The sequence below is a fragment of the Photobacterium sp. DNB23_23_1 genome (genome assembly GCF_052873815.1).
Genome location: NZ_JBNNXT010000017.1, coordinates 61,867 through 86,039 on the forward strand (window position 1 = coordinate 61,867; position 24,173 = coordinate 86,039).

The following is a 24,173-nucleotide window of genomic DNA, read 5'->3' on the forward strand; positions in this document are numbered from 1 at the left end:
TTTATGCAACTATTTAAACTGATTATCTAATACCAACCTACTTTGCAGAAAAGAAGATATCGCCATAATAGGCTGTGACCGCCTGGTTGCTGTTATCGGTATCCGTCATGATGGCAATACCATTAAGATCGCGATAAGCCTCACGGTTAGCTAGCTCGCTTCCTTTATCCCCAAACATATTGATGAAATCTTGGTAGACATTTCGTTTTTCACTTTGCCATTGAGATACGCTATCAGCTTCTCCTCGAATCGCTATCATTTGAACTTTTTCTCCGGCAAATGCATTACTCCAACGTGAGAATCGTGGTTGGTTGCTAGACCACACATAATTTATCGCCTTGCTGGATGAAGACAGCAATTTAGTACCGATAGCTAAATAGATCCGGGCTGCGTAATCGTCCCCGTCCTTGGTGGTTTCATTGAGCCCCTTTAACTGATTCTCTACCCGCCAGGACCAATTAAGGTAAGGGGTTTCCACGAGATCGATGCGTATGGGCTTGGACAAGAGGGTTGCGCTGTTATTGCTGGTCGCTTTGAGCACGCGCTGGCCTTCAAGCCTAACTTGAACGTATTGGGTACGCCCTTGAAAGTGTTTTACTTTCCAAGTACTGAGTGCTTCGTGTTCAAATTCCGCTATGGGTAGTTCAACAGTGGCAAAAGCACTTAAGCTAAAGAGAAGCGGAGTTATTCGTAAAAGTATTGGCATGCAGATAATATTAGCAACGATAGGGGGCTTTCATGTCAGCACTGACCTTGTCAAGGTCAGTGCTGTTATGGGGTGATTCCTATGATGTTGTTTAATATTGTTAATTGACGACTAAAAACGGCTAGATTAATTCGGCGGCAAATTGATAGTGGTATTTGCCGCCTCTAATGGAGATTACACGTTTGAGATTTGACTCACGCTGGACGTTTAGTGAGCCTATGATCATGTAACTATATAGTGCGTTGTAAAGTAGATGCTTTGATGACATCTTTTTTATGTGGTTTTATAAAGAGAAAGGTAAATAAGGCATCTAGTTTACTTCACTAATATGGGTTGCTAATGTTATCAGACATGCAAAATAGTTCATGATGAAAGGAAGCCAGAATGAAAGTTGTCGCCTTTGCTGCAAGTAACAGCTCAACGTCTATCAATAAACAACTCGTCACTTATGCCGCCTCGCAGTTAGAAGGCGTGAATGTCGAAGTCTTGGATCTTAATGATTTTGAGTTGCCTCTCTTTAGCCAAGATAAGGAAAAAGAGCTAGGTCAACCGTCACTCGCTCATGCTTTTCTCAGGAAGGTGCAATCTGCCGATGCATTGCTAATTTCATTCGCTGAGCATAACGGCTCTTACACGGCTGCTTATAAAAACTTGTTTGATTGGGTTTCGCGCATCGAGCCAAAGGTCTACCAAGATAAACCGGTTGTTTTGCTGTCGACATCTCCTGGTCCTAGTGGCGCTAAAAACGTATTGGCGGCGGCGGAGGCTTCTATGCCATTCTTTGGTGCTGAGGTGAAGGCAACCCTGTCAGTACCGAGCTTTTATGATAATTTCGACCCTGATAATGGCGGTATTATTCATCCAAGCTTAAACGATAAGATCGTTACTACGGTTCAGTTAATTCAACATTGATCTGATCTCTTCAAGTGGTGATGTTTTGCTGTACTTAAAGATAGTAGGATAACTTAACATTATTAAATGCCCTTACAATTTAAATATTCAAGGGCATTACTCCTAGTTATTCCCCATGCTGCACAACCAAAAATGCAAATTGTGATTGGTATTTTCAATATATATATTTTATCTACTGTTTATCAATCCGTTTAACTACATAAAATATAAACAATAAATTTCTCTACAGATTTTAATTTATAAAATATCTAAGCTCATCTATACAAACCCATTCAATTAATGTCTTGAAGCTGAACAAACGCTGAACGTACAATCCGCGCAGAGAATAAAACAGTGCTCAATATTCTCTAGGTTACTACGATAAGTATTTGATATAAGGCTGCTTTAAATGAAATGTCGATTATTGGTTTTGTTTCTGTCAATGGGAGTTTCCCTCGCCGGTTGTGGTGGTGGCGATTCATCTTCTAATACCCACTCTAGTAGTGCTACCCAACAACACGACCGTCAAACTCAGCTTAGTGTTAATGACAGTGACATAGAAATGCTCCAAGCCGTGAAATATGCCTCGAATAACGGGACAGGCATGCGTACACCGTCAAATTTTAAGAAGTAAGGGATAAAATGAAAAAAACGATTATCAGTGCTCTTCTTGTCATGACTGCAGCCTATGCCAATGCGACGCCCAATGTACAAGGTTATTATCAATCTAAAGAGCTAATTAGCTATGCTGTCAATAAAATCCAGCAAAATAAGGCAGAGTACTTTTTGTTGGATTACGCTTTGACACTGCCAGCAAGTTCTGAGGCTCAATTAGCTTCTTATAATGCAGCTTTGGGGTATTTCCAGGCCCACAATTCAACGGTAAGCGAAGAGGCATTCTCTAATATCGTTAATAAAGTGAACGCTTCTGCACTTCATGATCAGTTTGTTTGCCGTGTTGATGTCAACGGGACTAATTTGGCTTATATCGCAAGTCGCGGTCAAGCCTGCGGTGCAAATTATGATGCTGAGCCACGGGCCATAAGCCAGAAAGGCACTAAGGTTTCATTCTTTCGACGCTGGGATTTCGACCCGACATCAGCTCACTTTGATATTCAAAGTTATGATATTAACCCTCAGTCAGGGCGTGAAGTCATTACACAGGACTATGTACTGAAATATGAAGGTAACTGGATCGGGACATCGGTTCGTGTCATTAAGGATGAGGTTGAAATGAGCTCTGGCCTTCGTGAAACCAGTTATGATGTTGCTAGTTATCAATACTCAGGCCCAAGAAGCGGGATCATATCAGGCGGGGAGAGCCTTCTGTTCAGTGATTACCCTTATTATATCAGTGAGGATGAATCTGATCTCTCATTGAGTGACGGTGTCAAGGCGATGACCGAGGCAAACTTTCTTACCGTTGGCTTCATTGATGGTCCTTATGACGGTCGTAACCTTCATACTGACAGTGCGCATTATGAATTTCAGCGCGATTTTGTTAAGGCATACCAGCTGGAAAGCGGTGATACGGCATATTTTGTATCCGATCCACAACGTTTCGCTATTGGTCAATCTTTCACTGGCCCCTCTGATAGCTGGGTGTGGCAGGATGAAACAGATGAAGCAAGCGGTGGTGATTGGGTCGCTCATGCTTTTAACAATAGCCACAACTTAGTGAGCCTGAGCCCAACCTATTGCATGATTGAAGATATTGCTGAAGGCCGACCTGTGACGGAGTACCACTCAAAAGATGGTTTATGGAACCCTTCAATTTATAGCTGTGGTAAACCACAGTCGGGAACGACCGCAAAAGTTTACACTTCATTTGTGAATGGCAATGGTGATGAAGTGTCTTTTGATTCGCTGCGTCAAAGTGCCAAAGACATGCTTTCAGTACGGAATCAGCACCCACAGGGTAGTGAGCCTTTGTTGACCGTTGATGATGTACAACAAATGTTGACGTCACCAAGGTATCAGCAAATTAAAAAGGAGCTGAGCCAGCGGTACCAATGGTCAAAGCCTTACGATATTTTGAAGTAAATGTGAAAACAGCGACTATTTTAGTCGCTGTTTTTTTATGGGGTGATACATCATACCAACCGACATAAATACTTGATCAACGACTTACCCAGATTGGTATCATACAAGATGCATGGTTTTGTGATAATTAACTGAGTGCTAATCACGACAATCTGCAGGCTAATAAACGCTACCACTCGGGCTGATCGACCAAGTTTCACCAGAATTAAATAAAAGAGTTGGATTTTTTTTGTTTTGCCTAGCCGCTTCAAAACTCTGGCGCTAGGTTTGCCATTAGCGTCGGGTTTTTATCTACTTCTCGCAGATAAACCTATATCCCCTTGAGAATAGAGCAGGATCAAAATGACGCCACGTAAATTTGCAGTTGATGATGGTTCAACCAACGTTAAAGTTAGTTGGATTGAAAATGGTGAATTACAGACTGTTATTTCACCGAATTCATTTCGAAAAAACTGGAAAAGTGCCGCACTAAGAAAAGACAAGAAGATCTTTAACTATACGATTGGCTCAACTAAATATACCTACGATATGACCTCCGACAAGGCGTTGGAAACAACCCATGTTGATTACCAATACGATGATTTGAATTTATTGTCAGTTCATCATGCACTGCTACAAACGGGTATCGAACCAGGACCTGTAAAGCTGGTTGTTACACTGCCGATCACAGAATACTACAACGCGGAAGATTGCCAGAAAAACGAAGATAAAATTGCCCGCAAGCGTGACAATCTTATGCGCCAGATTGAGCTAAACAAAGGCGAGTTGTTTGATATCATCGATGTTGAGGTGATGCCTGAAAGTTTGCCCGCAGTGTTATCGACCCTAACAATGCAATCTGTCAGCCAGTTTAACCGTTCTTTGGTGATCGATATTGGTGGCACGACACTGGATATGGGGGTGATTGTCGGTGAGTTTGATGACGTTTCTGCTATTTACGGCAATAACGAAATCGGCGTTTCCATGGTAACCGATGTTGCCCGCAAATCACTGGCGGTTGCCGATAGTGATTCGAGCTACTTAGTCGCCAATGAACTCATCAAGCAACGTGCTAATCATGATTTTGTCCGAGAAGTCGTGAATGACGAAAGTCAGATCCAGATGATCCTTGAGAAGATTGAAACCAAGATTGATGAGTTGGGTAAGCAAGTCGCATACGAAGCGAAGAAGTTTGCTAAAAACCCGAACCGAGTTTACCTTGTGGGAGGCGGAGCAAGCTTGATTTATCCGGCAGTACAAAAAGCCTATGAGACGTTGGGCGAACGAGTAGTGCTGGTGGACGAGCCGCAAGAAGCCTTGGCTCGCGAGTTGTGCTTGTACCATGCCGATGGTGAAGCGGTGAATATGCCAGAGCAAGAGGCCGTAAATGGCTGAACGTCTTAAGCGGATAAATTACTCCATTTACCTCGACCCATTGAATAACCCAGCCGATTTGTATGCCAGCAAAGTGCTTCATCAATGGGCAGATGATTTTACGCGGTTGAAAGCCGAGTCAGCGGAAGAGAATGGTTTGGCGCTTCTCAATGCGAGAAATGTGCAAAAGCAGGTCTACTTGAGTGGTTTGTTCATGCACTTGCTAAGTCCTGACCTGTCACAACAGTTGAGTTTACAGGTAACAGAGTCGCAGGTATCAGAATTAACGCTGGAAAACACACTGCAAGGTTTGGGCTTTCTGGTAAAAAACTCACCGCAAGAGTTTAACCAAGAAGCGCAAACTGCACTCTTTGAGGCTTTAAAAGCGTCGATTAGCGAGCAAGTGAAATCCGAAGCTAAGCTGACTCGTGAGTACATATCTTCCTCAGAGCGACGCACAAACAGTGTTGAGGCTGAAAGTAAAGATGAGGCTGTAATTGGCAGTATCGACCAGCTCAGCGATCAGAATGCAAAGCTCGTTGCAATGATTGACTCCCAGTCACAGCAGATTGCGGAACTAAAAAATCAGTTAACAGCGCAAACGGCATTGATACGTACGCTGTCGCAAAGAAGTACGAGTCGTCAGGATGAGCCGCCTGGCAACCCATCTCCGGTAGTTGATTTGAATGAGCGTCTAGCTCATGTGCAGAAGATCAAGAAGAAAGGGATATTTTAGGCTTGCCCTAACTCTGGACGTATAAATAAAAAGTACACGCAAATAGCGTGTACTTTTTATGCTATCTAAGATGAGGCTGTTACGGTATTAAGTAAAATGTCACTACGTTGTTTATTCTGAATATCCTTCCATACCAGCGGTACGACAATTGCGGCTAATAGAATGTTGGATAGAGGAACTGATAACCAAACACCATTTACCCCTAGCCACTGTGGCAAGAAGTACAAGAAAGGGATTTGCACCAGCATGTTTCCCGCAGAAATGGCTAAAGCCTTCCCTCCCTGGTTAACAGACATAAAGTACACAGAAGCAAGGGCAATAAAGCCATCAAGAAACATTGCGAATAGATGCAAGCGTAAGCCATTGACTGTTTCAGTCGCGAGTGATGGATCGCCGTTACTGAATAAGTCCACTAAGGTGTAGGGGAATAAGTTTAAGAAAGCGACCGAGATGATGCCTGTCAGTACCACGACTTTGCTCGCAAGGAGCAGCGTGGCATGGATTTTCTTGCCATGACCGGCACCATAGTAATAGCTAACTGGCGGTTGCATACCGCTGGCGACACCTTCAGCAAGCAGGTAGTACATGGTTATCAGGTACCCAACAATCGCGAATGCGCCGACATGAACCGCACTGCCGTAATCCATAAATAACTTATTGTGAATAGCAACAATAAAGCTGAAATAGGCATACATGAGCAAGCTTGATGCACCGAGGCTGATTGCACGGGTTGCAATACTTGGGCTAAACCTGAAAGTGCATAGACTGAGCCTTAGCTTGGAGTAATGCGTAAAAAAATACGTTACTGCAACGATGGTGATAGAAATCTGGGCAATGATGGTGGCTATTGCAGCGCCTTTAAGCCCCATATCGAGGTGGGCAATGAAAATATAATCTAGGGCTATATTGATAATTGCCCCAGCCATCATCAGCGCCGTTGAGAAATTAGGGCTATCATCATTGCGAATGAGCATAGGTAAAGCGCTGGCGGCGATAGTGAATACGGCCCCCCCAGTGAACACTTCAATATAAGCGCGACCCATTTCGAGCGGTGCGCCCGTTGCGCCTTGTGCTATTAAAAGTGATGGTGCAATCATGGTTAACAGCGCCATTACTAATAATCCGGCAATGGCAATTATGCTAAGCCCCGTCGATAGAGCCTTTTGCGCTTTGTTGTGGTTACCTTCTCCTTTGTAAATCGAGATTAGACTTCCCGTCCCCATGCCTACAAGAAGCCCTAGACCTGCGATAATACCAATGATAGGCCAAGCCATATTGATACCTGCCAAGCCCTCAAAGCCAATATAGTGACCCACGAAAATACCATCGATGACTTGATATAGACCGTTAACCAGCATGGCTGCAACGGAAGGAATGGTGTATCGCCAGAAAGTTCTGCTGATACTTTGAATGTTTGTTGGCGTTTCGTGGTTGAATTGCTCTTGCATGACTTTCTCTTGCGCCGTTGTTGAATAGGGACTTTGAGCTGTAATAACGTTGGGAACATTATCGCTGTTTTTGAGATTGGTTGAAGTTTGTATCTATCCGTTTTTCGGATAGAGTGAGGGGGTAATTCGTCATTATATTGGGTGAAAAATCGTGAATTGGACGATAGATCAGCTGGAGGCATTTGTGTGTGCGGTCCAGCAAGGTTCGTTTTCTGCAGCGGCGAGGTGTATAGGAAAAGCGCAGTCGCGGGTCAGTACCGCTATCAATAATCTTGAGCTAGATTTAGGATTTGAGCTGTTTGATCGTAGTGCGCGCTTGCCGGTCCTGACGCCAGAAGGCGAAGAAATGTATATTGAAGCTCAAGCCGTACTTGCCCAATGTGAAAGAATGTCGGCACGGGCGATGACGGTTTCGTCAGGCGAGGAGGTGACATTTACCATAGCCATTGATGAAGCGGTGCCTATCACTGCCTTCGAAAGCCTATTTGCCTCCTTGGCAATGGTTTATCCATCATTGAAGCTCACTATTATCAATGGCTCACAGCAAGATATTTCTCAGTGGGTGGCAACAGAGAAGGCCGATTTGGGTGTGTTATTTCATCAGGATGCCTTACCTGACAGCTTGGAATTTACGTCAATCGGCCAGTTTAAGCATGCTTTGATTGTTTCACGAGAGCATCCGTTAGCTGCAATTCCAGTACCTAAAATTTCTGACCTTACCCAGCATAGGCAACTGGTCATTCGCGATCGTATGGGGGTGGGAAAAGCGAAGCCAATTTCTTCCAATTACTGGCATATTGATAGCTATTACTTGATTTCCTCGATGGTAATACGCGGGGTCGGCTGGGCATTGGTACCCGAGCATGTTGCACAAGAAGTATGGTATGTGGATGAGCTTGTTGAGCTTTCCACTGAAGAAATCCCTGAACCTCTAATGGTGGAAATGGGGGCGGTGAAGCGACGTGACAAGGGAGTAGGCCAAGTCATGAATTGGATGTATACCGAGTTGGCAAAGATGTTCTAGGTATACCCAAATGTCTTTGGCGTTACTTGGGTATATAACTTTTTTAAACAAATTGTTGCTGTTAATGTCCTACCAAGAGTAAATATAAAAAGTAAAGAGTATCTGCGCATTATGACTGTTGAATTGCCATTAACCACAGAACACCCCCACTCTTCATCTGTGTTGCCTCTCATCCTCGCAGGGCCAATCTTGCGCAAGGTAACGCCGCAGGAATTGACGCTGTGGTTTGCGGTTTCCAGCCCGCTTAAAGGGACATTTACTCTATACCAGCAAACAGAACAATTAGCGCTATATACCGGTGAGCTTTCACAAGGAAAGCATATTCGAATTGGTGAGCGTGCTTGGATATTTCAGGTGACATTTTGTGGTAAGTTCCCTAGTAACACACCGCTGGAATACCAAATTAACACTCAAGATGGCTTACTGACCGAATTAGTACCTGATTTACTGTATGACGGGGAGTCACGGCCGACATTTATCATAAAAACTCACGCAGACTATGTGATGCATGGTTCTTGCCGTAACCCGCACTATCCGAGCAAGGACAGCTTGGTCGCCGCTGATGCTAAAATTGCGAGTCAGAGCATTGAAGATCGACCATCATTACTAATGATGAGTGGTGATCAGATCTATGCTGACCACGTGGCTGGCTCAACATTAGACAGTATTCAGCAAGTGATCAATTTGCTGGGCCTTTACGACGAGAGCTTCGATAAAGCACCAGTTGCCAATACACAAGCCTTATTTGATCATGCCAATAATTTTTACGGCAGGGATAAGCTGTTACCGAAATATCTCGAAGGTGGCCATGAAATCATCGAGCGCGTGCCTCGCCTTGCAAACTGGTTAAGGCTAAAGTCACCGGTATTCAGTTCCCGAGAGTCAGGTAATCATCTCATTACGTTGAGTGAGTTTAATGCCATGTATTTATTGGTATGGTCACCAGTGCTGTGGCAGTTTGTCGATAATGCGAAGCTGGAAAAGAATTTATTTCGGTGGCAAGGTCACACCCTTGAGGAAAAATGGCAAAAACTGTGGTTCGATGAAAAAGCGACAATTGATCAATTTGTTGCCGGCTTGCCCCAAGTTCGCCGCTTAATGGCGCACGTTCCTACGTATATGATCTTTGACGATCATGATGTCACTGATGACTGGAACTTGACCGTAGGATGGGAGCAAGCAGCCTATCATCATCACTTTTCTCGGCGGATTATCGGAAACGGTTTAATCAGTTACTGGCTGTGCCAAGGATGGGGAAATGCACCTGAAAACTTCAATGAGACATTTTTTAGTCATGTCGAGGAATACTTCGAGCAACCAACCAGTGACCGCCATGATAGTCTGATAGATTATCTCTATCGATTTGAACAATGGCATTACACCATAAGTACGTCACCTAAAATGTTGGTACTGGACACCCGTACTCGACGTTGGCGATCTGAGTCGAAAATGAACAAGCCCTCGGGCTTAATGGACTGGGAGGCGCTCAGCGAGCTGCAAATGTCGCTGATTAACGAACCAGCAGTGATCCTGGTTTCTGCCGCTCCCATGTTTGGCGTGAAGTTTATTGAATCCTTACAGCGTGGTATGACATGGCTTGGTCAGCCATTAGTGATTGATGCGGAAAACTGGATGGCTCACCCGGGCTCAGCCAACACGCTCATCAATATTTTCACCCATACCAAAACGCCAACTAACTTTGTGATCCTGTCTGGAGATGTTCATTATTCGTTTGCGTATGACGTTAAACTCCGTTTTCGTAATAGCAGCCCGAATATTTACCAGATCACCTCAAGCGGGATCAAAAATGAGTTCCCGAATGCGCTACTTCGCGTTTGTGACTTTATGGATCGCATATTGTACAGCCCACGTTCACCACTCAATTTGCTGACTAAGCGAAAGCGACTCAAGATCTTCAAGCGCGATCCAGATCTGCCTGGAAACCACCGTTTAATAAACCGAAGTGCGATTGGGGAAGTGAGGCTAGATGCTGACGGTAAACCTATCGACATTGCTATTTTGACGGCAGAAGGTCAAAGGGTGACCTTTCCGCCAATTAACGCTAAGTAAAGAACTGACCTATATTTTCTAAGTGATATTTCAAAGAAATAACTAAAGAAGGGGAAGTCAATGGCGTTAACGTGGAAGAACAAGGTTCTGTTAGGCAGCGTATCTGCTGCGCTTATGCTTGGAGCAACAGGTGCGTGGGCCGGTTGGAAGTTAGATAGTACTCACTCCTCAGTGGGGTTCTCTTCGGTAAAAAATGACAGTGTCATGGAGCAACACGGTTTTCGTAATTTGAGTGGATCTATTTCTGCCCAAGGTGAGGTCTCTCTTTCTATTGATTTGACCAGCGTCGATACCAAGATTCAGATCCGTGATGAGCGCATGAAAAAAGAGCTCTTCAATACCGAAGTGTATCCACTAACCATTATTGAAGCCAAAGTGGACAGCGCGGCTATCAGTGGATTGAGCGCCGGACAAACAGTGGTGCAGGATGTTGAATTCAAGATCGATTTGCATGGCAAGTCTGAAGTGTTAAACGCAAAAGTACAGGTTACTGGATTGGATGATGGCGGTCTGTTGGTTTCAACGATAAATCCTGTGGAATTACAGGCCGGGGCTTTTGGTCTTGATGAGGGGATTGGAAAGCTCAAAGATATTGCCAAGCTCAACTCTATATTGCTGACTGTTCCCGTCAATGCGAACTTAGTGTTTGTGTCTGAGTAGGGTGCCCAAGATCGTTGGCTAGCTGATACATAAATCTAATATCGATAACGAATAATTTTCAAAGTCAGCCATTGCTGGCTTTTTTTATCGGTGTTACTTTGCAATAACTAAGGATCATTAAAAAGGATTGAAATGAAACAAGTGATTGTTGAAGAACAAGTTATTACGCCAAATAAAGTCGTCTGTGTTGGACGTAATTACGTGGCTCATATTCATGAATTAGGAAACGAAATACCTGACGAGATGGTGTTATTCAATAAGCCTAATTCAGCTATTTCAGAGACGCTGTTCGCTTCACATAATGGCGATGAGGTCCATTACGAAGCTGAGTTGTCATTTCTGTACCGCAATGGCAGATTCGATGCGGTAGCGGTAGGTCTCGATCTGACCAAGCGTGGTGTACAGAGCAAATTGAAGCAAAAAGGATTGTCTTGGGAGCGCAGTAAAGCTTTTGATGGTTCTGCATTGTTTAGCCCGTTTGTGTCTTTACCATCCACCGAGAGTGGTGAATTAGGGCTACGCCTCTTTATTGATGATGTATTGATGCAAACTGGCACCGTTTCATTGATGATTTATTCGCCTGATGTCATTTTGAAAGAAATTCAAACCTTCATGACACTGAATGATGGTGATATCGTGATGACAGGTACACCATCCGGTGTCGGTAAGGTACAACCGGGAAGTCAATTTGTCGCTCAGGTCACTGTTGATGATGACATCATTGCTGCTGCACAATGGTTGGCGGTGTAGTGCTTAGGATACTGGCTTTTCCATCCCCTAAAGAAAACAGGCCCAACGTGTTTGATAAAGAAAAAATCGTAAAATTAGCTAACGTAAAGATGCCTTTTGGCAAGTATGCGGGCCGGGTCATTATTGATCTGCCGGAAGAATATTTGCTGTGGTTCCAAAAAAAGGGCTTTCCCGAGGGTGAGTTGGGTTTGTTGATGGCATTAGCCCTTGAGATGAAAATTGAAGGGCTTGAGAGTGTAATACGCCCACTTAGGCGCGATTAGGTCAATGCGGTTTACCGGGAAGGATACCAGTGGAAATATCAATTAGACATTATGAAAAATCGGACAACGGTGACTTGTTCGACATTTATCGCCTACCTGAGGTGACGGAAAATACCTCCCAGAAGCCCTTTTTAAGTTCTGACACGGTAGGGCAGTTGTTCGATAATCCCGATAACTACACTTTAGTCGCTGAAGTTGGTGAAAAGGTTGTCGGGCATGTCACGCTATTTTTAACCAACAAGGTTCGGGATAGACATGTGGCATTCTTGGCGATAGCGGTTCACCCTTCTTGTCATGGCAAAGGGGTAGGGCGTTACTTGATGAAGCAAGCCATTGAGCAAGCGGATAATTGGCTAAATTTGGTACGTCTTGAGTTAGAAGTACATGCGGATAATGAAGCGGCCTGTGCGTTGTACAATAAAGTGGGTTTCGAGATAGAAGGGATCAAACGGCTTAGTACATTCAAGGCGGGTAAGTACATCGATATGGTGTTGATGTCTAGAATTCGACCTGATTTTATAGCTGCTGAATAGTACTTCTAGTGAGGAAGAGCTAGCCGAGTGCTAGCTCATTGCTTAATTTGGGTAGGTTGCTGTCAAAGCACAATAATATCGTTGGCGAGCTCGTTTTCTTCATCATTTAAGTTCAGGCTATCTGGGCAGTTGGCCAGTAGCTCTTCATCGGTCGGTACAACAATGGTTGTATTGTTCAATATATCCATAAATTTATGCCTTGTTGAGTGCTATAGCAGAGGCCAATAGCAAGGTTATTCCCAAGCAGTGTTTTCCTTAACTGCATATACCCAAGCCACTTAAGGTGTTTGGGTATATTACTTTTGTACTGGCAAGAGTAGTGACATTAAATGACAACGTGATGAAAGCGAGAGGTTGATCTCATCGTCTGTTGTATTCGAGGTTGTTTTGATTGAAACGTGACCAGGTTAGCGAGAGAGTTTGAAACGAAGTAGGTTAGAGCTTGCCATACGTTGGCCAGCTGCATTCTGTAAAGAGAAGATTTGCTTGTAGATGGTGAAGTAGCGGTTGATGTTACCGACATAGGTGATAGGTTCCATGCCAACTTCCTCTTTGACAATCACCTCCACGTTATTAAACCATTGGGTCGGATCATAGCCGCGTTCTTCTGCAACTTTTCTTAATCGCCGTATTCTATTTGGTCCCGCGTTGTAGCTTGCTAGGGCGAAATACAGTTGGTTGAGCTCATCAGTGTCATCATCTGTGACGTACCTATCGCGAATGAAGTCCATATACTTCACCCCTGCGTGGATATTGTTTTCGATATTTTGGATGTTACTGATATTGATGTAAGGCTCGCTAGCCGTCTGTGGAAGCACCTGCATAATGCCTATAGCACCAGCGTGTGAGCGTTTAGATTGGTCAAAGCCTGATTCTTGGAAGGCTTGGGCGGCAATGATCAGCCAGTTGATGTCATACATATTACCGTAACGAATAAAACGATTTTCAAGCTCTTTGAATTTATCGATGCTATCGGGGCTCATGACTTTTTGGAACCACGCCTTACTATTGAGGTAGCGATTGAATAAGATGTTGCCATTTAGTGTGCCGCGACGGTTGTTTTCCACAAACTCATCAACAATCGCTTTAAACTCTGGGCTGTCTTTGCGAAAACTCCAACCGATAGCGCTATTTTTGCGGATTGGGTACTCATAGTGAATTTGAAGGTCATCAGTAACCAAATCCCAAAACTCAGCCTTATGAGAGTCGAGTACAGTCATGGGAATAATGCCTTCTTGAACCATTTGTAGCATCTCAAAATCTTGAAGCGTTTCTTCTAGAAAATGAACATACATTGGCTCCTTGCCGAGTTTATGTAGTTGCTTATTAATTCGACGGATGCTTTGGTAGTAACTTGAACTGGCTCGTAGCCAAACACTCTTTTTCGAAAGTTGCTTGATGTCTGTTATAGGGCTTCGCACGGAGTGGGTGATAAATAATTCTTGGATACCAGTCAGTATCGGGTGGCTAAAATCGACTTGTTTCATGCGTTTGGGTGTGATGGTGATATTAGCCGTAACAAGATCCCCTATGCCTGCGTTTAAAGCGGGAAGAAGTTGATCACGGTGAACCGGAATGATTTGTATACGGTATTTTTTTTGGGTTTTCTCTGAGACAAACTTTTCGAAAAGTCTAAGCATTTCAGAGATTAAACCCTTGGGCTGACCACGGTCTAGGTAGTAAAAACCCAAATCCGCAGCGACAAGCACGCGGATTACACGCTTCTCCTCCATAACGGGAAGATCACCAGTATATCTTTCGTATTTCTGCGGGGTGATTTGGAATGCGCTGCAGATTGAAGATATCAGTACGCCAATAATGAACAAAAACGACAAGGCAGTTCTCATAGGCAATGGCCTCCACAATGATGCTTTTGAGTATAGAGGGCAGGGAAGGTAACCGACAAAAAGCACGATGAAAGAGGTGCTGTTGCTTTGTTGTGAGGCGTTGAGCTCGAACTAATAATCTAAATAATATTCAAGTTTTTTTTCAGTTATTTCAGCTCTGAGTATCAAATAAATGGGTTGACAATTTTGTAATGAAACGAGTGAAAATGTCAGTTTTGAGAGGTAATCGAAAACATCGGTTGTTAGCTGTACGCTCTTGGAGAAATACTGACATAGATCAATGTTTCTCTTCCTGAATTCTCGCTTAATACACCACATCTTGTATTGGTCAATTTTGTAAGCCCTATATTTAGTGGTTTTCGTGACACTGTCATTTTTAGGAGACTTGTGTGAACCCTGTTGTGATTAAGCGTGATGGCTGCCTTGTACCGTTTAATACCAAGCGTATTAAAGAAGCGGTACTAGGTGCTGCCGAATCTGTAGAGGCAATGGATGCCACATATGCTGAGTCAGTTGCTGAGCAAGTACTGTCCCAGTTCGCTGACCAGAAGCAGGTGGAGATCCACGCTATCCAGGATGCGGTTGAAAATCACCTGATGAATGGTCCACACAAAGAAGTTGCACGTGCCTATATTGAGTACCGCCACGACCGTGACCTTGCTCGCGAGAAGAAAAGCCATTTAAATAATGAAATTCGTGGGTTGATTGATCAAAGCAACGCTTCGCTACTGAATGAGAATGCCAACAAAGATGGCAAGGTGATCCCGACTCAACGTGATCTACTTGCTGGTATTGTGGCTAAACACTACGCAAAGCAACACTTACTGCCTCGTGATATTGTTTCGGCACACGAAGAGGGCGATATCCACTTCCATGATCTGGATTACTCACCTTTCTTCCCAATGTTTAACTGCATGTTGATCGACTTGAACGGTATGCTGACTCATGGTTTTAAAATGGGTAATGCAGAAATTGACACACCTAAGTCAATTTCTACAGCAACAGCAGTGACGGCTCAGATCATCGCACAGGTAGCGAGCCATATTTACGGTGGTACAACGATCAACCGTATTGACGAAGTGTTGGCGCCATACGTATCTGTTAGTTACGAAAAGCACTTACAAGTTGCCAACGAGTGGGATATTCCAGAACCAGAAGCCTTTGCTAAAGCGCGCACTGAAAAAGAGTGTTATGACGCATTCCAATCACTTGAGTACGAAGTAAACACTCTGCACACTGCGAATGGGCAAACGCCATTTGTTACGTTTGGTTTTGGTTTAGGGACATCCTGGGAATCACGTTTGATCCAGTCGTCTATTCTGAAAAACCGTATTGCGGGCCTGGGTAAAAACCACAAGACAGCGGTCTTCCCGAAATTAGTTTTCGCTATTAAAGACGGCTTAAACCATAAGTCGGAAGATGCAAACTACGACATCAAGAAGTTGGCGCTTGAGTGTGCATCTAAACGTATGTATCCAGATATCCTAAACTATGACAAAGTGGTTGAAGTGACTGGCTCGTTCAAAACCCCAATGGGTTGCCGTAGCTTCCTAGGGGCATATGAAGAAAATGGTGAGCTTATCCACGAGGGCCGTAACAACATCGGCGTCGTGAGTCTGAACTTGCCGCGTATCGCACTGAAGGCGAAAGGTGATGAAGCAACGTTCTTCGCTTTGCTTGACGAGAAATTGGTACTGGCACGTCGTGCGCTAGAAACCCGCATTAGCCGCCTAGAAGGTGTTAAAGCGCGCGTTGCCCCGATCCTTTATATGGAAGGTGCTTGTGGCGTGCGTCTGCAGCCAGACGATGACGTATCCGAGATCTTTAAAAACGGTCGCGCATCGATTTCGCTGGGCTACATTGGTATTCACGAAACGATCAATGCTTTGTACGGTACAGATGAGCATGTTTACGACAACGAAGCGCTGCGCGAAAAAGCGATCGCGATTGTTGAGCGCTTGAAAGCGGCTACTGACAGTTGGAAAGAAGAGACGGGTTACGGCTTTAGCCTGTACAGCACGCCAAGTGAAAATTTGTGCAGCCGTTTCTGTTCGATCGACGCAAAAGAGTTTGGGGTGGTAGACGGTGTAACTGACAAAGGTTACTACACTAACAGCTTCCACTTAGATGTTGAAAAGAAAGTAAACCCATACGATAAGATCGACTTTGAAATGCCATACCCAGAAATCGCAAATGGTGGCTTCATCTGTTATGGCGAATACCCGAATATTCAGCATAACGTCGAAGCGCTGGAGAATGTTTGGGACTACAGCTACACCCGCGTGCCATACTATGGCACAAATACACCGATTGATGAGTGTTATGAGTGTGGTTTTAATGGTGAGTTTGATTGTACCAGTAAAGGCTTTACCTGCCCGAAATGTGGCAATCATGAACCATCGAAGGTATCGGTTACCCGTCGAGTCTGTGGGTATCTAGGTAGTCCAGATGCACGCCCGTTTAACTTTGGTAAGCAAGAAGAAGTTATACGTCGTGTGAAACATATGTAGACCCATACGCTGATCCGAACAATGACATTAAGTGCCGATGATTCGGCACTTTTTATTAGGAGTAACAATGAACTATCACAACTATTACCCTGTTGATGTTATTAATGGTCCGGGGACGCGTTGTACCTTGTTTGTATCAGGGTGCGTGCACCAGTGCCGTGGTTGCTATAACCAGAGCACCTGGCGCTTGGATGCTGGGCACGTATACACTCAGGAAATAGAAGACCAAATTATTGCGGACCTGAACGATAGCCGCATAAAGCGGCGCGGTTTGTCTTTGTCGGGCGGTGACCCACTGCACCCTGCCAATGTTCCAGTTATTTTAAAACTGGTAAAAAGAGTACAGACCGAATGTAGCGGTAAGGATATTTGGTTGTGGACTGGTTACCGCTTGGCAGAGCTTGATGAGCAGCAGAAAGCAGTGCTCGAGTATGTTGACGTTGTCGTTGATGGGAAGTTCGAGAAAGAGCTGCATAACCCAGAATTAGTATGGCGGGGAAGTAGCAATCAGGTTATCCACTATCTAAAAGGCCAAAAGTAAGTATCCAGTCATCATTACGGTGTAACCTGGTTGATTGTTAGACCGGTTTTGCCGATGAACCAATGTCGATTGTTGATGAGTTGTTAGCTGCCTGTTTATTTATAAAGGTTATCCACTGTTTCTGTGCATAACTATGGGAAAACAGTTTACTCAGGTAGTGCTAGTTTACGATTATATGATTTTCAGGCATGTATCATGAATAACGTTGTATTTGACAGCTAATCATTCTCTATTTAATTTGGAAAAATATTAGCGCTATATTTTCTATCAGCCTATTAAAAAGAGTATCAATTATTTTGTATTGAATAAATAAATTCGATATCTATTGGGTATTGTTCTTTTTTATTAGGTATAACTACGGTTAAATCACAAAACACCTAATATACTCACTTTTATATTCTTCCTTGGTGGGAATAATGATTAGCTACTGGCTTATATAATAATAAGTTATATATCGTAATTCTAGTGTGCTTATAAATCTAATTTGATATGATACAAAGTAACGACTTTTCAGGTTGTAACCATGCATTTATGACTAGGTGCGCTGCTTAGTGTTTTATTAATTGGATAGTGTACATTGCCGCTTTTACTCTCAAATTTATCTTCTAATACCTTTATAGTTGCTATCAGCAATGTTTTTATTATGGCTTTGCCTGTGTCATGGGTGGCAGCGTTTTTTTACTTGCTCTCTGTTTTTTTTGGGAGGTTTGGTTATGACAGTATCAGTGTGACTTTGGGTTATGTTGGGGAGATGACAGGTCACATGTTCCCGCTATTGCTCAATATATTCTTCGCCACATATCACTCATCATTGCTTCGATTACCGAAAGCTGCACCGATTACTTGTGCTCTTGCCTCTTTTTTCATTGTATCACAGCAATGGGACCTTATTTCACCAGTCATAGCCCTACCGAATAATTTTGCGATCGCTTTTTTGACGGCATATGCTTCTTGCTCAATCATATCGAAGCTTAATAAGCTTCGTTTATTTAGCTTTGATAAGTTTATTAGTGCTGCTGATACATCTATACAGATGATGGCCACGTGTGTTCTTACATTAGCAATATTAATTATTGGTTCTCATTTTTCTGTTGTTATATATGCAACATTTATACAGCCTGGAATAGTGCTCCCTAAACTGGATCCGACCTCATTCTATGATGGACTGTTGTATGAGTTTATCCGTGGAATGTTATGGAGTCTTGGGGTTAATGGCCATAATATTTTGCATATGTATAAAACAGAGCTATATGATATTAGCATTGCTAATATGGCCGACTGGAAAAATTTTGGTACAGACCTCAATATAATTAGTACAAATTTCTATGACTTTTTTACGGGCATGGGCGGTAGTGGTAACACAATTAGTCTTGTATTGTGCATGCTGTTTTTTTCAAAAAGCAAAGGTTATAAGTTACTAGCGAAAGCTGCGTTTATTCTAACTATTTTCAACATTAATGAGCCAATACTGTTTGGTATTCCCATCATATTCAACCCAATTATGGTATTGCCTTTTTTGTGCGTGCCTCTTGTTAGCTTTATGCTGGCGTATGGCGCAATATCTATGGGGTTGATTCCACCTCTGAGTGAAGTGCATAGTTGGTTAATGCCGCCAGTAATGAGTGGGTATGTTGCGTCAGGTGGTGCGGTTTCGGTGGCTGTATTCCAGCTGTTTCTTATTTTTGTGGGTATCGCTATCTATTATCCTTTTTTCAAGGTTATGGATCAGCGATCGCTGGGTGTTGATGTTTCATCTATCTTCCACACTCACTTCTTTAAAGGGGATGACGTGCCGATACAATCCAAATTAAACAGTTTTCTACCTTCGATTCAAGATAACATTAATGCTCAGCGTGAAGTTGAGAAGCTTGAAAATAGTGGTTCTTTCTTACTCTACTATCAACCTCAAGTTGATATTCAAAGTGCTGAAGTTGTGGCGCTGGAGGCGTTGATACGCCATGAAGATGTGAAAGGGCGAGTAAAAGGACCGACTTTCTTGAAGTCGTTCGGTCAATTAGGGCTTCTTTCCGATGTGGACTTTTGGGTGTTGGAAACGGCCATTTCTGATGCCTCTAAAATGGTTCTTTCGTCAAACGTTACAATATCAGTAAACGTTTCACCTGAAACGATGTTGAAGAAAGACTTTGTTAAGTCAATCAAGCAGGTGATAAATAACAGCACATTGGACTATGATCAGGTTGAAATCGAAATAACCGAGAATATGCTGATTCAGGATGAAGTGCGAACGGCTAAAGTGATCCAAGCTATCAAAGCTATGGGGATTTCTGTTGCTTTGGATGACTTTGGTACTGGTTATTCTTCACTGGCCTATCTATCACGCTTTGAATTTGACAAGATTAAAATAGACCGCTCGCTGGTGGAAAACCTAGATACTGAGCGCGGTCGAAGCTTATTCGATGTCGTTGTCCAACTTGGTCATATCACAAAGGCTAAGATTGTAGTTGAAGGTGTTGAAACGGCAGAAGAGCTAAACTTTATTCAGAAGAAAGGCGTGCAGTATGTGCAGGGGTTCTTTTTTTACCGACCGATGACAAAGGCACAGATTTTGGCCGAGCACATTGTACCAACTGGTTCCAGTCAATCCGGAAAAAAGGTTTCTTCTGAAATTGAAGTAGGGTAAATTCCCTCTCTTGATTTTGCTGTTGGAGGCGTTATGTCACGCACTATTATTTATACCTTTAAAGAACAAGAGAAAACGCTGACGTTTTCATACTCTCAGTACCGTACGATCCATGAGGCGGTTGCAGCAGCAGAAGGAATTGATCTAACCGATTTTTTGCGAATGGAACAGCAAGTGGAAGCCGTATCATCTGGCAGTAAGGCGATGAGGGACTTTAGAGATAGTCACTTCCGTAAACTTGGCTTCGGAAAAATTACGCTAGCAAAAAAAGAACACCGCGGAATTGGCGAAAAGTAATTTCGATTTAGTGCTAGACAAAGCCTCGTTAGATACGAGGTTTTTTTGTCGCCGCTTTCCAGCCTAGATAGACACAATAGCCAGCGAGGGCTGCCAAAATATGCTTCAGAAAGTGACCGCTTACCTGTGAGGTGAGTTCATATATTTCGTCGTCGTTTGATTCAGCCAGTTTGCACAGCACGTACAAGCCAAGAGCATAGAAGTAGTATCGAGTCGGATTTCGGCTGTTTGGGTAAAGCCAGATAATCAAGGGGATGTGTATAATAGGCAGCAATTGCACCAATACATAAGGGGCCATATCACCGCGTCCATCAATGACATCGGTCATGTACCAATAGATAACGGATAGCACTCCGTATGCCAGAGTGGGCAGCAGCATTGCTCTGCCTAGTGTTGGTGATAAGTATTCGGCAAGGATAATACAGTAAAGGCAAATAAAGCTGATGGTGATCGGGATCCTATCTATCATCAAGGTGAATGGGCCAGGTGATAAATGGTAAAGGCTTGATCCGAGAAAAGCACCGATAAGGCTGATGAAAAATAATTGGTATGCAAAGGAGAGTGATTGATTGATTACCAAGCGGTTGCGTATGCTTTCTCTAAGTCCAATAATACCAACAATAAGAAAACCCAGGTTACTGACGACATTCCAGAAGTGGGGGATACCAAACAATAACCGCTGGTCTGCATAGTCGTAAAAGTTACGGCTCTGTCGGATAGGTGAGAAATAAATGGCCATTACCCCTAGCGCCAGTGCTATGGCGATGAGAAGTATGTAACGCCAATCAAAAAGTGAACGCTTACTGGTTGATGGTGATGTATTTGACGTTGATGAGTCGTCCGGTCGAAAATTGGGAGGCATGTGCGTTCTCTATAAACATTCCTGTTTCATTATAGCTATTCCCTCCTTGAAGCACTCTCGCCAAGCGAAAGCAATCTCATCATTGTACTTAGGATCGCAAATTTGAACGGTTTCAATGAGTGAATCTAACCAAACCTCAAAGTCATTAGGTTGAACACCAATGCCATCAGGGCCATGGGCTTTACCGAATCGTCGAATACTTTCTCTTGCTTGTTCTGATGAAGAAGCAAGGATTATCATCGAGATTGATAACTTTAGCATCTGAACTTGACGCTCTAAATCCACATCTTGGAAGAGGTCTTTGAATCGTCGCTCTTGCTGCCAGAAATGGCGATAAAAAATGAAGAAGAATTGGTTGTTTCGCAGACAGCGTGTATAGCTATCATTAAATATTTCGTGGGTATCCATACCTAAACATGCCTATTTTCTAAAACCATATAAATATTATGGTATTTAAAATTACTTATGCAATAGTCGTTATATAAGAACGGGAAATGAACATTCTTTGCTGGGAATGTAGCTTTTCAGGATGAATGGGTTGCTTGTGAGTTTTGGGTATAAGGAGGCTATAAAGTTGTTATTTTTTCATCGCGATTATGGTGTGAATTAACCAAAGTCGTTTTTTACCTGTAAGATTGGCTGAGTACTCTTGCTTTTTTTTCCAAGAAATAATGTAAAAGTCGGCAAATAATTGCTCAAGCTCGAATTGGCTGTGGGTGAGGATAGGTAACTTTTCGTTGGGCTCTAGCGTTTCCTTACCCAAGAAGTGCCCGCAAAAAATGCCACTTTTTTTGAGACTGTTGGATATGTTGTTCCAAAGCGTGTTGAAGTCATGAGGCGTGCAGAAAAACAAGCAGGCGCTGGCATTGATAAGATTTGCACGGGGGAATTCATAGTCAGCAAAACTACTGATTTGAATATCGAGGTTTGGGTGTGCTCCCAATAAAGGATGTTCAGAGAGTGTCTTTAGGCGAGGACGGTCGTTGTCAAAGGCGTAGACGTGATAACCCTCCTCAAGCAGATACAGTGTGTCTCTGCCGTTGCCACATGCACAGTCAACCGCGACCTTTCTTTCTCCATGCTCGCCGATATATTCGTGGGCTTCTATCAGGTGAGAGCGAGGATTTAAAATAGTCTGATTACTAAGATTTGATAGCCAGTCAACGGTTGCCATGTTTTGCCCTCTTTTACTGCCCAATAGGTGTTGTTGTTCCGGTCATCTAAACAAGTATAGCTACCAATCCTTAATTCTCGATTCAAACCCTAAACAGACAATAATCTGATGTAGTTAGCAGCATAGATAGCGATAAATTGTACATCTTCTACCATGAATCTCTGGTATTATGATACCCAAACAACATCAAGTGCTTGGGTATACTTCACATCAAGTTACAGGTGTTGTGTCCAGGCCGCTTGGATATAAACATGTATAAGAGAGAATAGAATGACTAAGTTAACCACAGATATTAAGGCAAATTGCGATCTGTTTGTTGAAGAGACCAAAGATACTCAACAAGTATGGGGACTTTGTAACGAAGAAGGTGACTGGCTTTCTGTTGACTCTAGCGAGTTCGAGCAATCTGAAGTAATGCCATTTTGGTCGAATGAATCCGACGCAAAAGTTCACTGCGTGGATGAGTGGGCTGAGTTCACCGCTGTAATGATCCCGCTAGATGTTTTTGTTGAAGACTGGATGATTACGCTGTCAGAAGACGGTGTTCTGGTTGGTTTGAACTGGACAGTTCAACTTGAGGGTTCAGAATCTGAACCTTCTGATGTGGCGAAGATGTACCTGTAATCGCTCCGCTCAGCATTAACTATTAAGGCTACTATTTGTAGCCTTTTTTGTAGCCTTGCTATACTTTGACTGAACATTCGATGAGGCAGGATTCTCCACCAAGTCATGAGTGGCCGAGATTGATATGGGGACTCTTGCTGCTAGGGGGAATTATGATCCTTTCAGAGTGCCGCCAGTTGATGGCAGATAATGCAATCGTTGAAGCTCGTTTGGTGCATGACTATCTCAGTGCCGGTTGGAGTATTAACTTTATTGATAGTGAGGGTAACGAATACCCCATAACGGATAGTTACGGGATCCCTTGTAGTTACGATTCACTTAAGCAAGCTGAAGATATCGTTCATCAGGTAGGGAGCTGCCCGATTCACATCGACAGCTTATTCCGTTTCGCTGAACGCTAACAAATTGTCAGCTTAGATCGTGTGCATCTAACCAATGCAGATTGAACATCCAGTTGATAATAAATATGGCTTCCATGAAAAGTACGATCGTGCTAAAAATAACAGCGAGGATTAATACATCGTCTAGAGGTGTCCTGAGATAGGGATTTGCAGCCAATGAGTAAAAAAGAAGCCACCCGACAGCATATTTTGAATACTGCATTTTCTCTGGCCAGTCGAGAGGGGCTGGATAGCTTAACGATTGGCCAGCTTGCCAAAGCGTCAGGCATGTCTAAAAGTGGCTTGTTTTCACATTTTAACTCACGAGAAAATCTACAAATTGCGGTTTTGGATTATGCTGGGGAGTTGTTTGTGGAACGGGTGATACAACCGGCCAGGTTACAATCTCCTGAGTCAATTGAGCAGAAGCTAAGGCTGTTGCTAACAAACTGGCTAGCATGGAATCGTTCTTTTCAGGGGAGTTGCATGTTTCTCGATGCATGGACAGAGCACGGTGACAAAGAGCAGTCCGTTCAGCTCAGGCTCAAAGCGGTGACAAAGCGCTGGCTTGATTACCTTTATCGACAGCTTGAACAAGGAAAGCGGCAAGGAGAGTTCGTGGTTACTCTGGATAGCTGGCAGTGTGTATACCAGTTATACGGGGTGTATCTCAGCAGTCACTTATTTCTCAGTATGGAACTGGAGACAGACGATCATCAGCGGTTTTGGCAAGGAGTGGATACATTGTTTGATCAGTGGCGTATGTAGGCTCTCTGATGAATCAATGTGTTTTAGACATGATAAGCTTTGATAATAAAAA

The 24,173-nt window shown here is 43.4% G+C and carries 25 protein-coding genes; 18 read left to right on the forward strand and 7 right to left on the reverse strand.

Annotated elements, in window-relative coordinates:
- Positions 1 to 37 precede the first annotated feature (37 nt).
- Positions 38 to 706, reverse strand: a complete 669-nt coding sequence (locus ACVA53_RS12685) for a DUF3047 domain-containing protein (protein WP_446505295.1) — start codon at positions 704 to 706, stop codon at positions 38 to 40.
- Positions 707 to 1,090: 384 nt separating this feature from the next.
- On the opposite strand from ACVA53_RS12685, the gene ACVA53_RS12690 reads away from it, so the two are divergent.
- From ACVA53_RS12690 to ACVA53_RS12710, 5 genes are all read left to right on the forward strand, one after another.
- Positions 1,091 to 1,618 (forward strand): NADPH-dependent FMN reductase, encoded by a 528-nt coding sequence (locus ACVA53_RS12690; protein ID WP_255045307.1) that lies wholly within the window; start codon positions 1,091 to 1,093, stop codon positions 1,616 to 1,618.
- A 388-nt stretch (positions 1,619 to 2,006) separates the two neighbouring features.
- On the forward strand, positions 2,007 to 2,231 hold the full coding sequence (locus ACVA53_RS12695) for a hypothetical protein (RefSeq protein ID WP_255045011.1): 225 nt from the start codon (positions 2,007 to 2,009) through the stop codon (positions 2,229 to 2,231).
- A gap of 8 nt (positions 2,232 to 2,239) precedes the next feature.
- On the forward strand, positions 2,240 to 3,640 hold the full coding sequence (locus ACVA53_RS12700) for a porin (protein WP_255045010.1): 1,401 nt from the start codon (positions 2,240 to 2,242) through the stop codon (positions 3,638 to 3,640).
- A gap of 342 nt (positions 3,641 to 3,982) precedes the next feature.
- Positions 3,983 to 5,014 (forward strand): plasmid segregation protein ParM domain-containing protein, encoded by a 1,032-nt coding sequence (parM, locus tag ACVA53_RS12705; RefSeq protein ID WP_255045009.1) that lies wholly within the window; start codon positions 3,983 to 3,985, stop codon positions 5,012 to 5,014.
- Positions 5,007 to 5,729 (forward strand): hypothetical protein, encoded by a 723-nt coding sequence (locus ACVA53_RS12710; RefSeq protein ID WP_255045008.1) that lies wholly within the window; start codon positions 5,007 to 5,009, stop codon positions 5,727 to 5,729. The genes parM and ACVA53_RS12710 overlap by 8 nt, the downstream gene beginning before the upstream one ends.
- Before the next feature lie 65 nt (positions 5,730 to 5,794).
- On the opposite strand, the gene ACVA53_RS12715 is transcribed toward ACVA53_RS12710, so the two are convergent.
- Positions 5,795 to 7,177, reverse strand: coding sequence for an MATE family efflux transporter (locus ACVA53_RS12715; RefSeq protein ID WP_446505296.1), 1,383 nt, complete (start codon positions 7,175 to 7,177; stop codon positions 5,795 to 5,797).
- 151 nt (positions 7,178 to 7,328) lie between these two features.
- On the opposite strand from ACVA53_RS12715, the gene ACVA53_RS12720 reads away from it, so the two are divergent.
- The 6 genes from ACVA53_RS12720 (at position 7,329) to ACVA53_RS12745 (ending at position 12,477) form a co-directional block, all read left to right on the forward strand.
- Positions 7,329 to 8,201: a LysR family transcriptional regulator gene (locus ACVA53_RS12720; protein ID WP_255045006.1), complete on the forward strand. Its 873-nt coding sequence runs from the start codon at positions 7,329 to 7,331 to the stop codon at positions 8,199 to 8,201.
- A 111-nt stretch (positions 8,202 to 8,312) separates the two neighbouring features.
- Positions 8,313 to 10,271 (forward strand): alkaline phosphatase D family protein, encoded by a 1,959-nt coding sequence (locus ACVA53_RS12725; RefSeq protein ID WP_255045005.1) that lies wholly within the window; start codon positions 8,313 to 8,315, stop codon positions 10,269 to 10,271.
- A gap of 60 nt (positions 10,272 to 10,331) precedes the next feature.
- Positions 10,332 to 10,931 carry a YceI family protein gene (locus ACVA53_RS12730; protein WP_446505297.1) on the forward strand — a complete coding sequence of 200 codons (600 nt, stop codon included), beginning with the start codon at positions 10,332 to 10,334 and terminating at the stop codon, positions 10,929 to 10,931.
- 132 nt (positions 10,932 to 11,063) lie between these two features.
- Positions 11,064 to 11,681: a fumarylacetoacetate hydrolase family protein gene (locus ACVA53_RS12735; RefSeq protein WP_446505298.1), complete on the forward strand. Its 618-nt coding sequence runs from the start codon at positions 11,064 to 11,066 to the stop codon at positions 11,679 to 11,681.
- Positions 11,682 to 11,728: 47 nt separating this feature from the next.
- Positions 11,729 to 11,944 carry a DUF3820 family protein gene (locus ACVA53_RS12740; RefSeq protein ID WP_039469726.1) on the forward strand — a complete coding sequence of 72 codons (216 nt, stop codon included), beginning with the start codon at positions 11,729 to 11,731 and terminating at the stop codon, positions 11,942 to 11,944.
- 29 nt (positions 11,945 to 11,973) lie between these two features.
- Positions 11,974 to 12,477, forward strand: coding sequence for a GNAT family N-acetyltransferase (locus ACVA53_RS12745; protein WP_446505299.1), 504 nt, complete (start codon positions 11,974 to 11,976; stop codon positions 12,475 to 12,477).
- Between the two features lie 62 nt (positions 12,478 to 12,539).
- Here the strand turns inward: ACVA53_RS12745 and ACVA53_RS12750 are convergent, their stop codons facing one another.
- The gene (locus tag ACVA53_RS12750) at positions 12,540 to 12,665 is read right to left on the reverse strand and encodes a hypothetical protein (protein ID WP_255045001.1); all 126 of its coding nucleotides are present in this window, start codon (positions 12,663 to 12,665) and stop codon (positions 12,540 to 12,542) included.
- Between the two features lie 219 nt (positions 12,666 to 12,884).
- Positions 12,885 to 14,324 (reverse strand): transglycosylase SLT domain-containing protein, encoded by a 1,440-nt coding sequence (locus ACVA53_RS12755; RefSeq protein ID WP_255045000.1) that lies wholly within the window; start codon positions 14,322 to 14,324, stop codon positions 12,885 to 12,887.
- Between the two features lie 389 nt (positions 14,325 to 14,713).
- On the opposite strand from ACVA53_RS12755, the gene nrdD reads away from it, so the two are divergent.
- The 4 genes from nrdD (at position 14,714) to ACVA53_RS12775 (ending at position 20,313) form a co-directional block, all read left to right on the forward strand.
- Complete coding sequence (gene nrdD / locus ACVA53_RS12760; RefSeq protein ID WP_255044999.1) at positions 14,714 to 16,834, forward strand: anaerobic ribonucleoside-triphosphate reductase; 2,121 nt, start codon at positions 14,714 to 14,716, stop codon at positions 16,832 to 16,834.
- Between the two features lie 67 nt (positions 16,835 to 16,901).
- Positions 16,902 to 17,375 carry an anaerobic ribonucleoside-triphosphate reductase-activating protein gene (gene nrdG / locus ACVA53_RS12765; RefSeq protein ID WP_255044998.1) on the forward strand — a complete coding sequence of 158 codons (474 nt, stop codon included), beginning with the start codon at positions 16,902 to 16,904 and terminating at the stop codon, positions 17,373 to 17,375.
- A 577-nt stretch (positions 17,376 to 17,952) separates the two neighbouring features.
- A complete protein-coding gene (locus ACVA53_RS12770; RefSeq protein ID WP_446505300.1) occupies positions 17,953 to 20,016 on the forward strand; it encodes an EAL domain-containing protein in 2,064 nt (687 codons plus the stop codon).
- A 33-nt stretch (positions 20,017 to 20,049) separates the two neighbouring features.
- A complete protein-coding gene (locus ACVA53_RS12775; RefSeq protein WP_255044433.1) occupies positions 20,050 to 20,313 on the forward strand; it encodes a DUF2960 domain-containing protein in 264 nt (87 codons plus the stop codon).
- 28 nt (positions 20,314 to 20,341) lie between these two features.
- Here ACVA53_RS12775 and ACVA53_RS12780 read toward each other — a convergent pair whose 3' ends face one another.
- The 3 genes from ACVA53_RS12780 to ACVA53_RS12790 form a co-directional block, all read right to left on the reverse strand.
- Positions 20,342 to 21,175: a ceramidase gene (locus tag ACVA53_RS12780; RefSeq protein ID WP_255044434.1), complete on the reverse strand. Its 834-nt coding sequence runs from the start codon at positions 21,173 to 21,175 to the stop codon at positions 20,342 to 20,344.
- Positions 21,176 to 21,184: 9 nt separating this feature from the next.
- The gene (locus ACVA53_RS12785; RefSeq protein ID WP_255044435.1) at positions 21,185 to 21,583 is read right to left on the reverse strand and encodes a globin; all 399 of its coding nucleotides are present in this window, start codon (positions 21,581 to 21,583) and stop codon (positions 21,185 to 21,187) included.
- Between the two features lie 169 nt (positions 21,584 to 21,752).
- Positions 21,753 to 22,349, reverse strand: coding sequence for a class I SAM-dependent methyltransferase (locus tag ACVA53_RS12790; protein ID WP_255044436.1), 597 nt, complete (start codon positions 22,347 to 22,349; stop codon positions 21,753 to 21,755).
- Positions 22,350 to 22,619: 270 nt separating this feature from the next.
- On the opposite strand from ACVA53_RS12790, the gene ACVA53_RS12795 reads away from it, so the two are divergent.
- From ACVA53_RS12795 to ACVA53_RS12805, 3 genes are all read left to right on the forward strand, one after another.
- Positions 22,620 to 22,973, forward strand: coding sequence for a DUF2750 domain-containing protein (locus tag ACVA53_RS12795; protein WP_255044437.1), 354 nt, complete (start codon positions 22,620 to 22,622; stop codon positions 22,971 to 22,973).
- A 152-nt stretch (positions 22,974 to 23,125) separates the two neighbouring features.
- Positions 23,126 to 23,374, forward strand: a complete 249-nt coding sequence (locus ACVA53_RS12800) for a hypothetical protein (RefSeq protein ID WP_255044438.1) — start codon at positions 23,126 to 23,128, stop codon at positions 23,372 to 23,374.
- A gap of 156 nt (positions 23,375 to 23,530) precedes the next feature.
- Positions 23,531 to 24,121 carry a TetR/AcrR family transcriptional regulator gene (locus ACVA53_RS12805; RefSeq protein ID WP_446505301.1) on the forward strand — a complete coding sequence of 197 codons (591 nt, stop codon included), beginning with the start codon at positions 23,531 to 23,533 and terminating at the stop codon, positions 24,119 to 24,121.
- Positions 24,122 to 24,173: the final 52 nt, after the last annotated feature.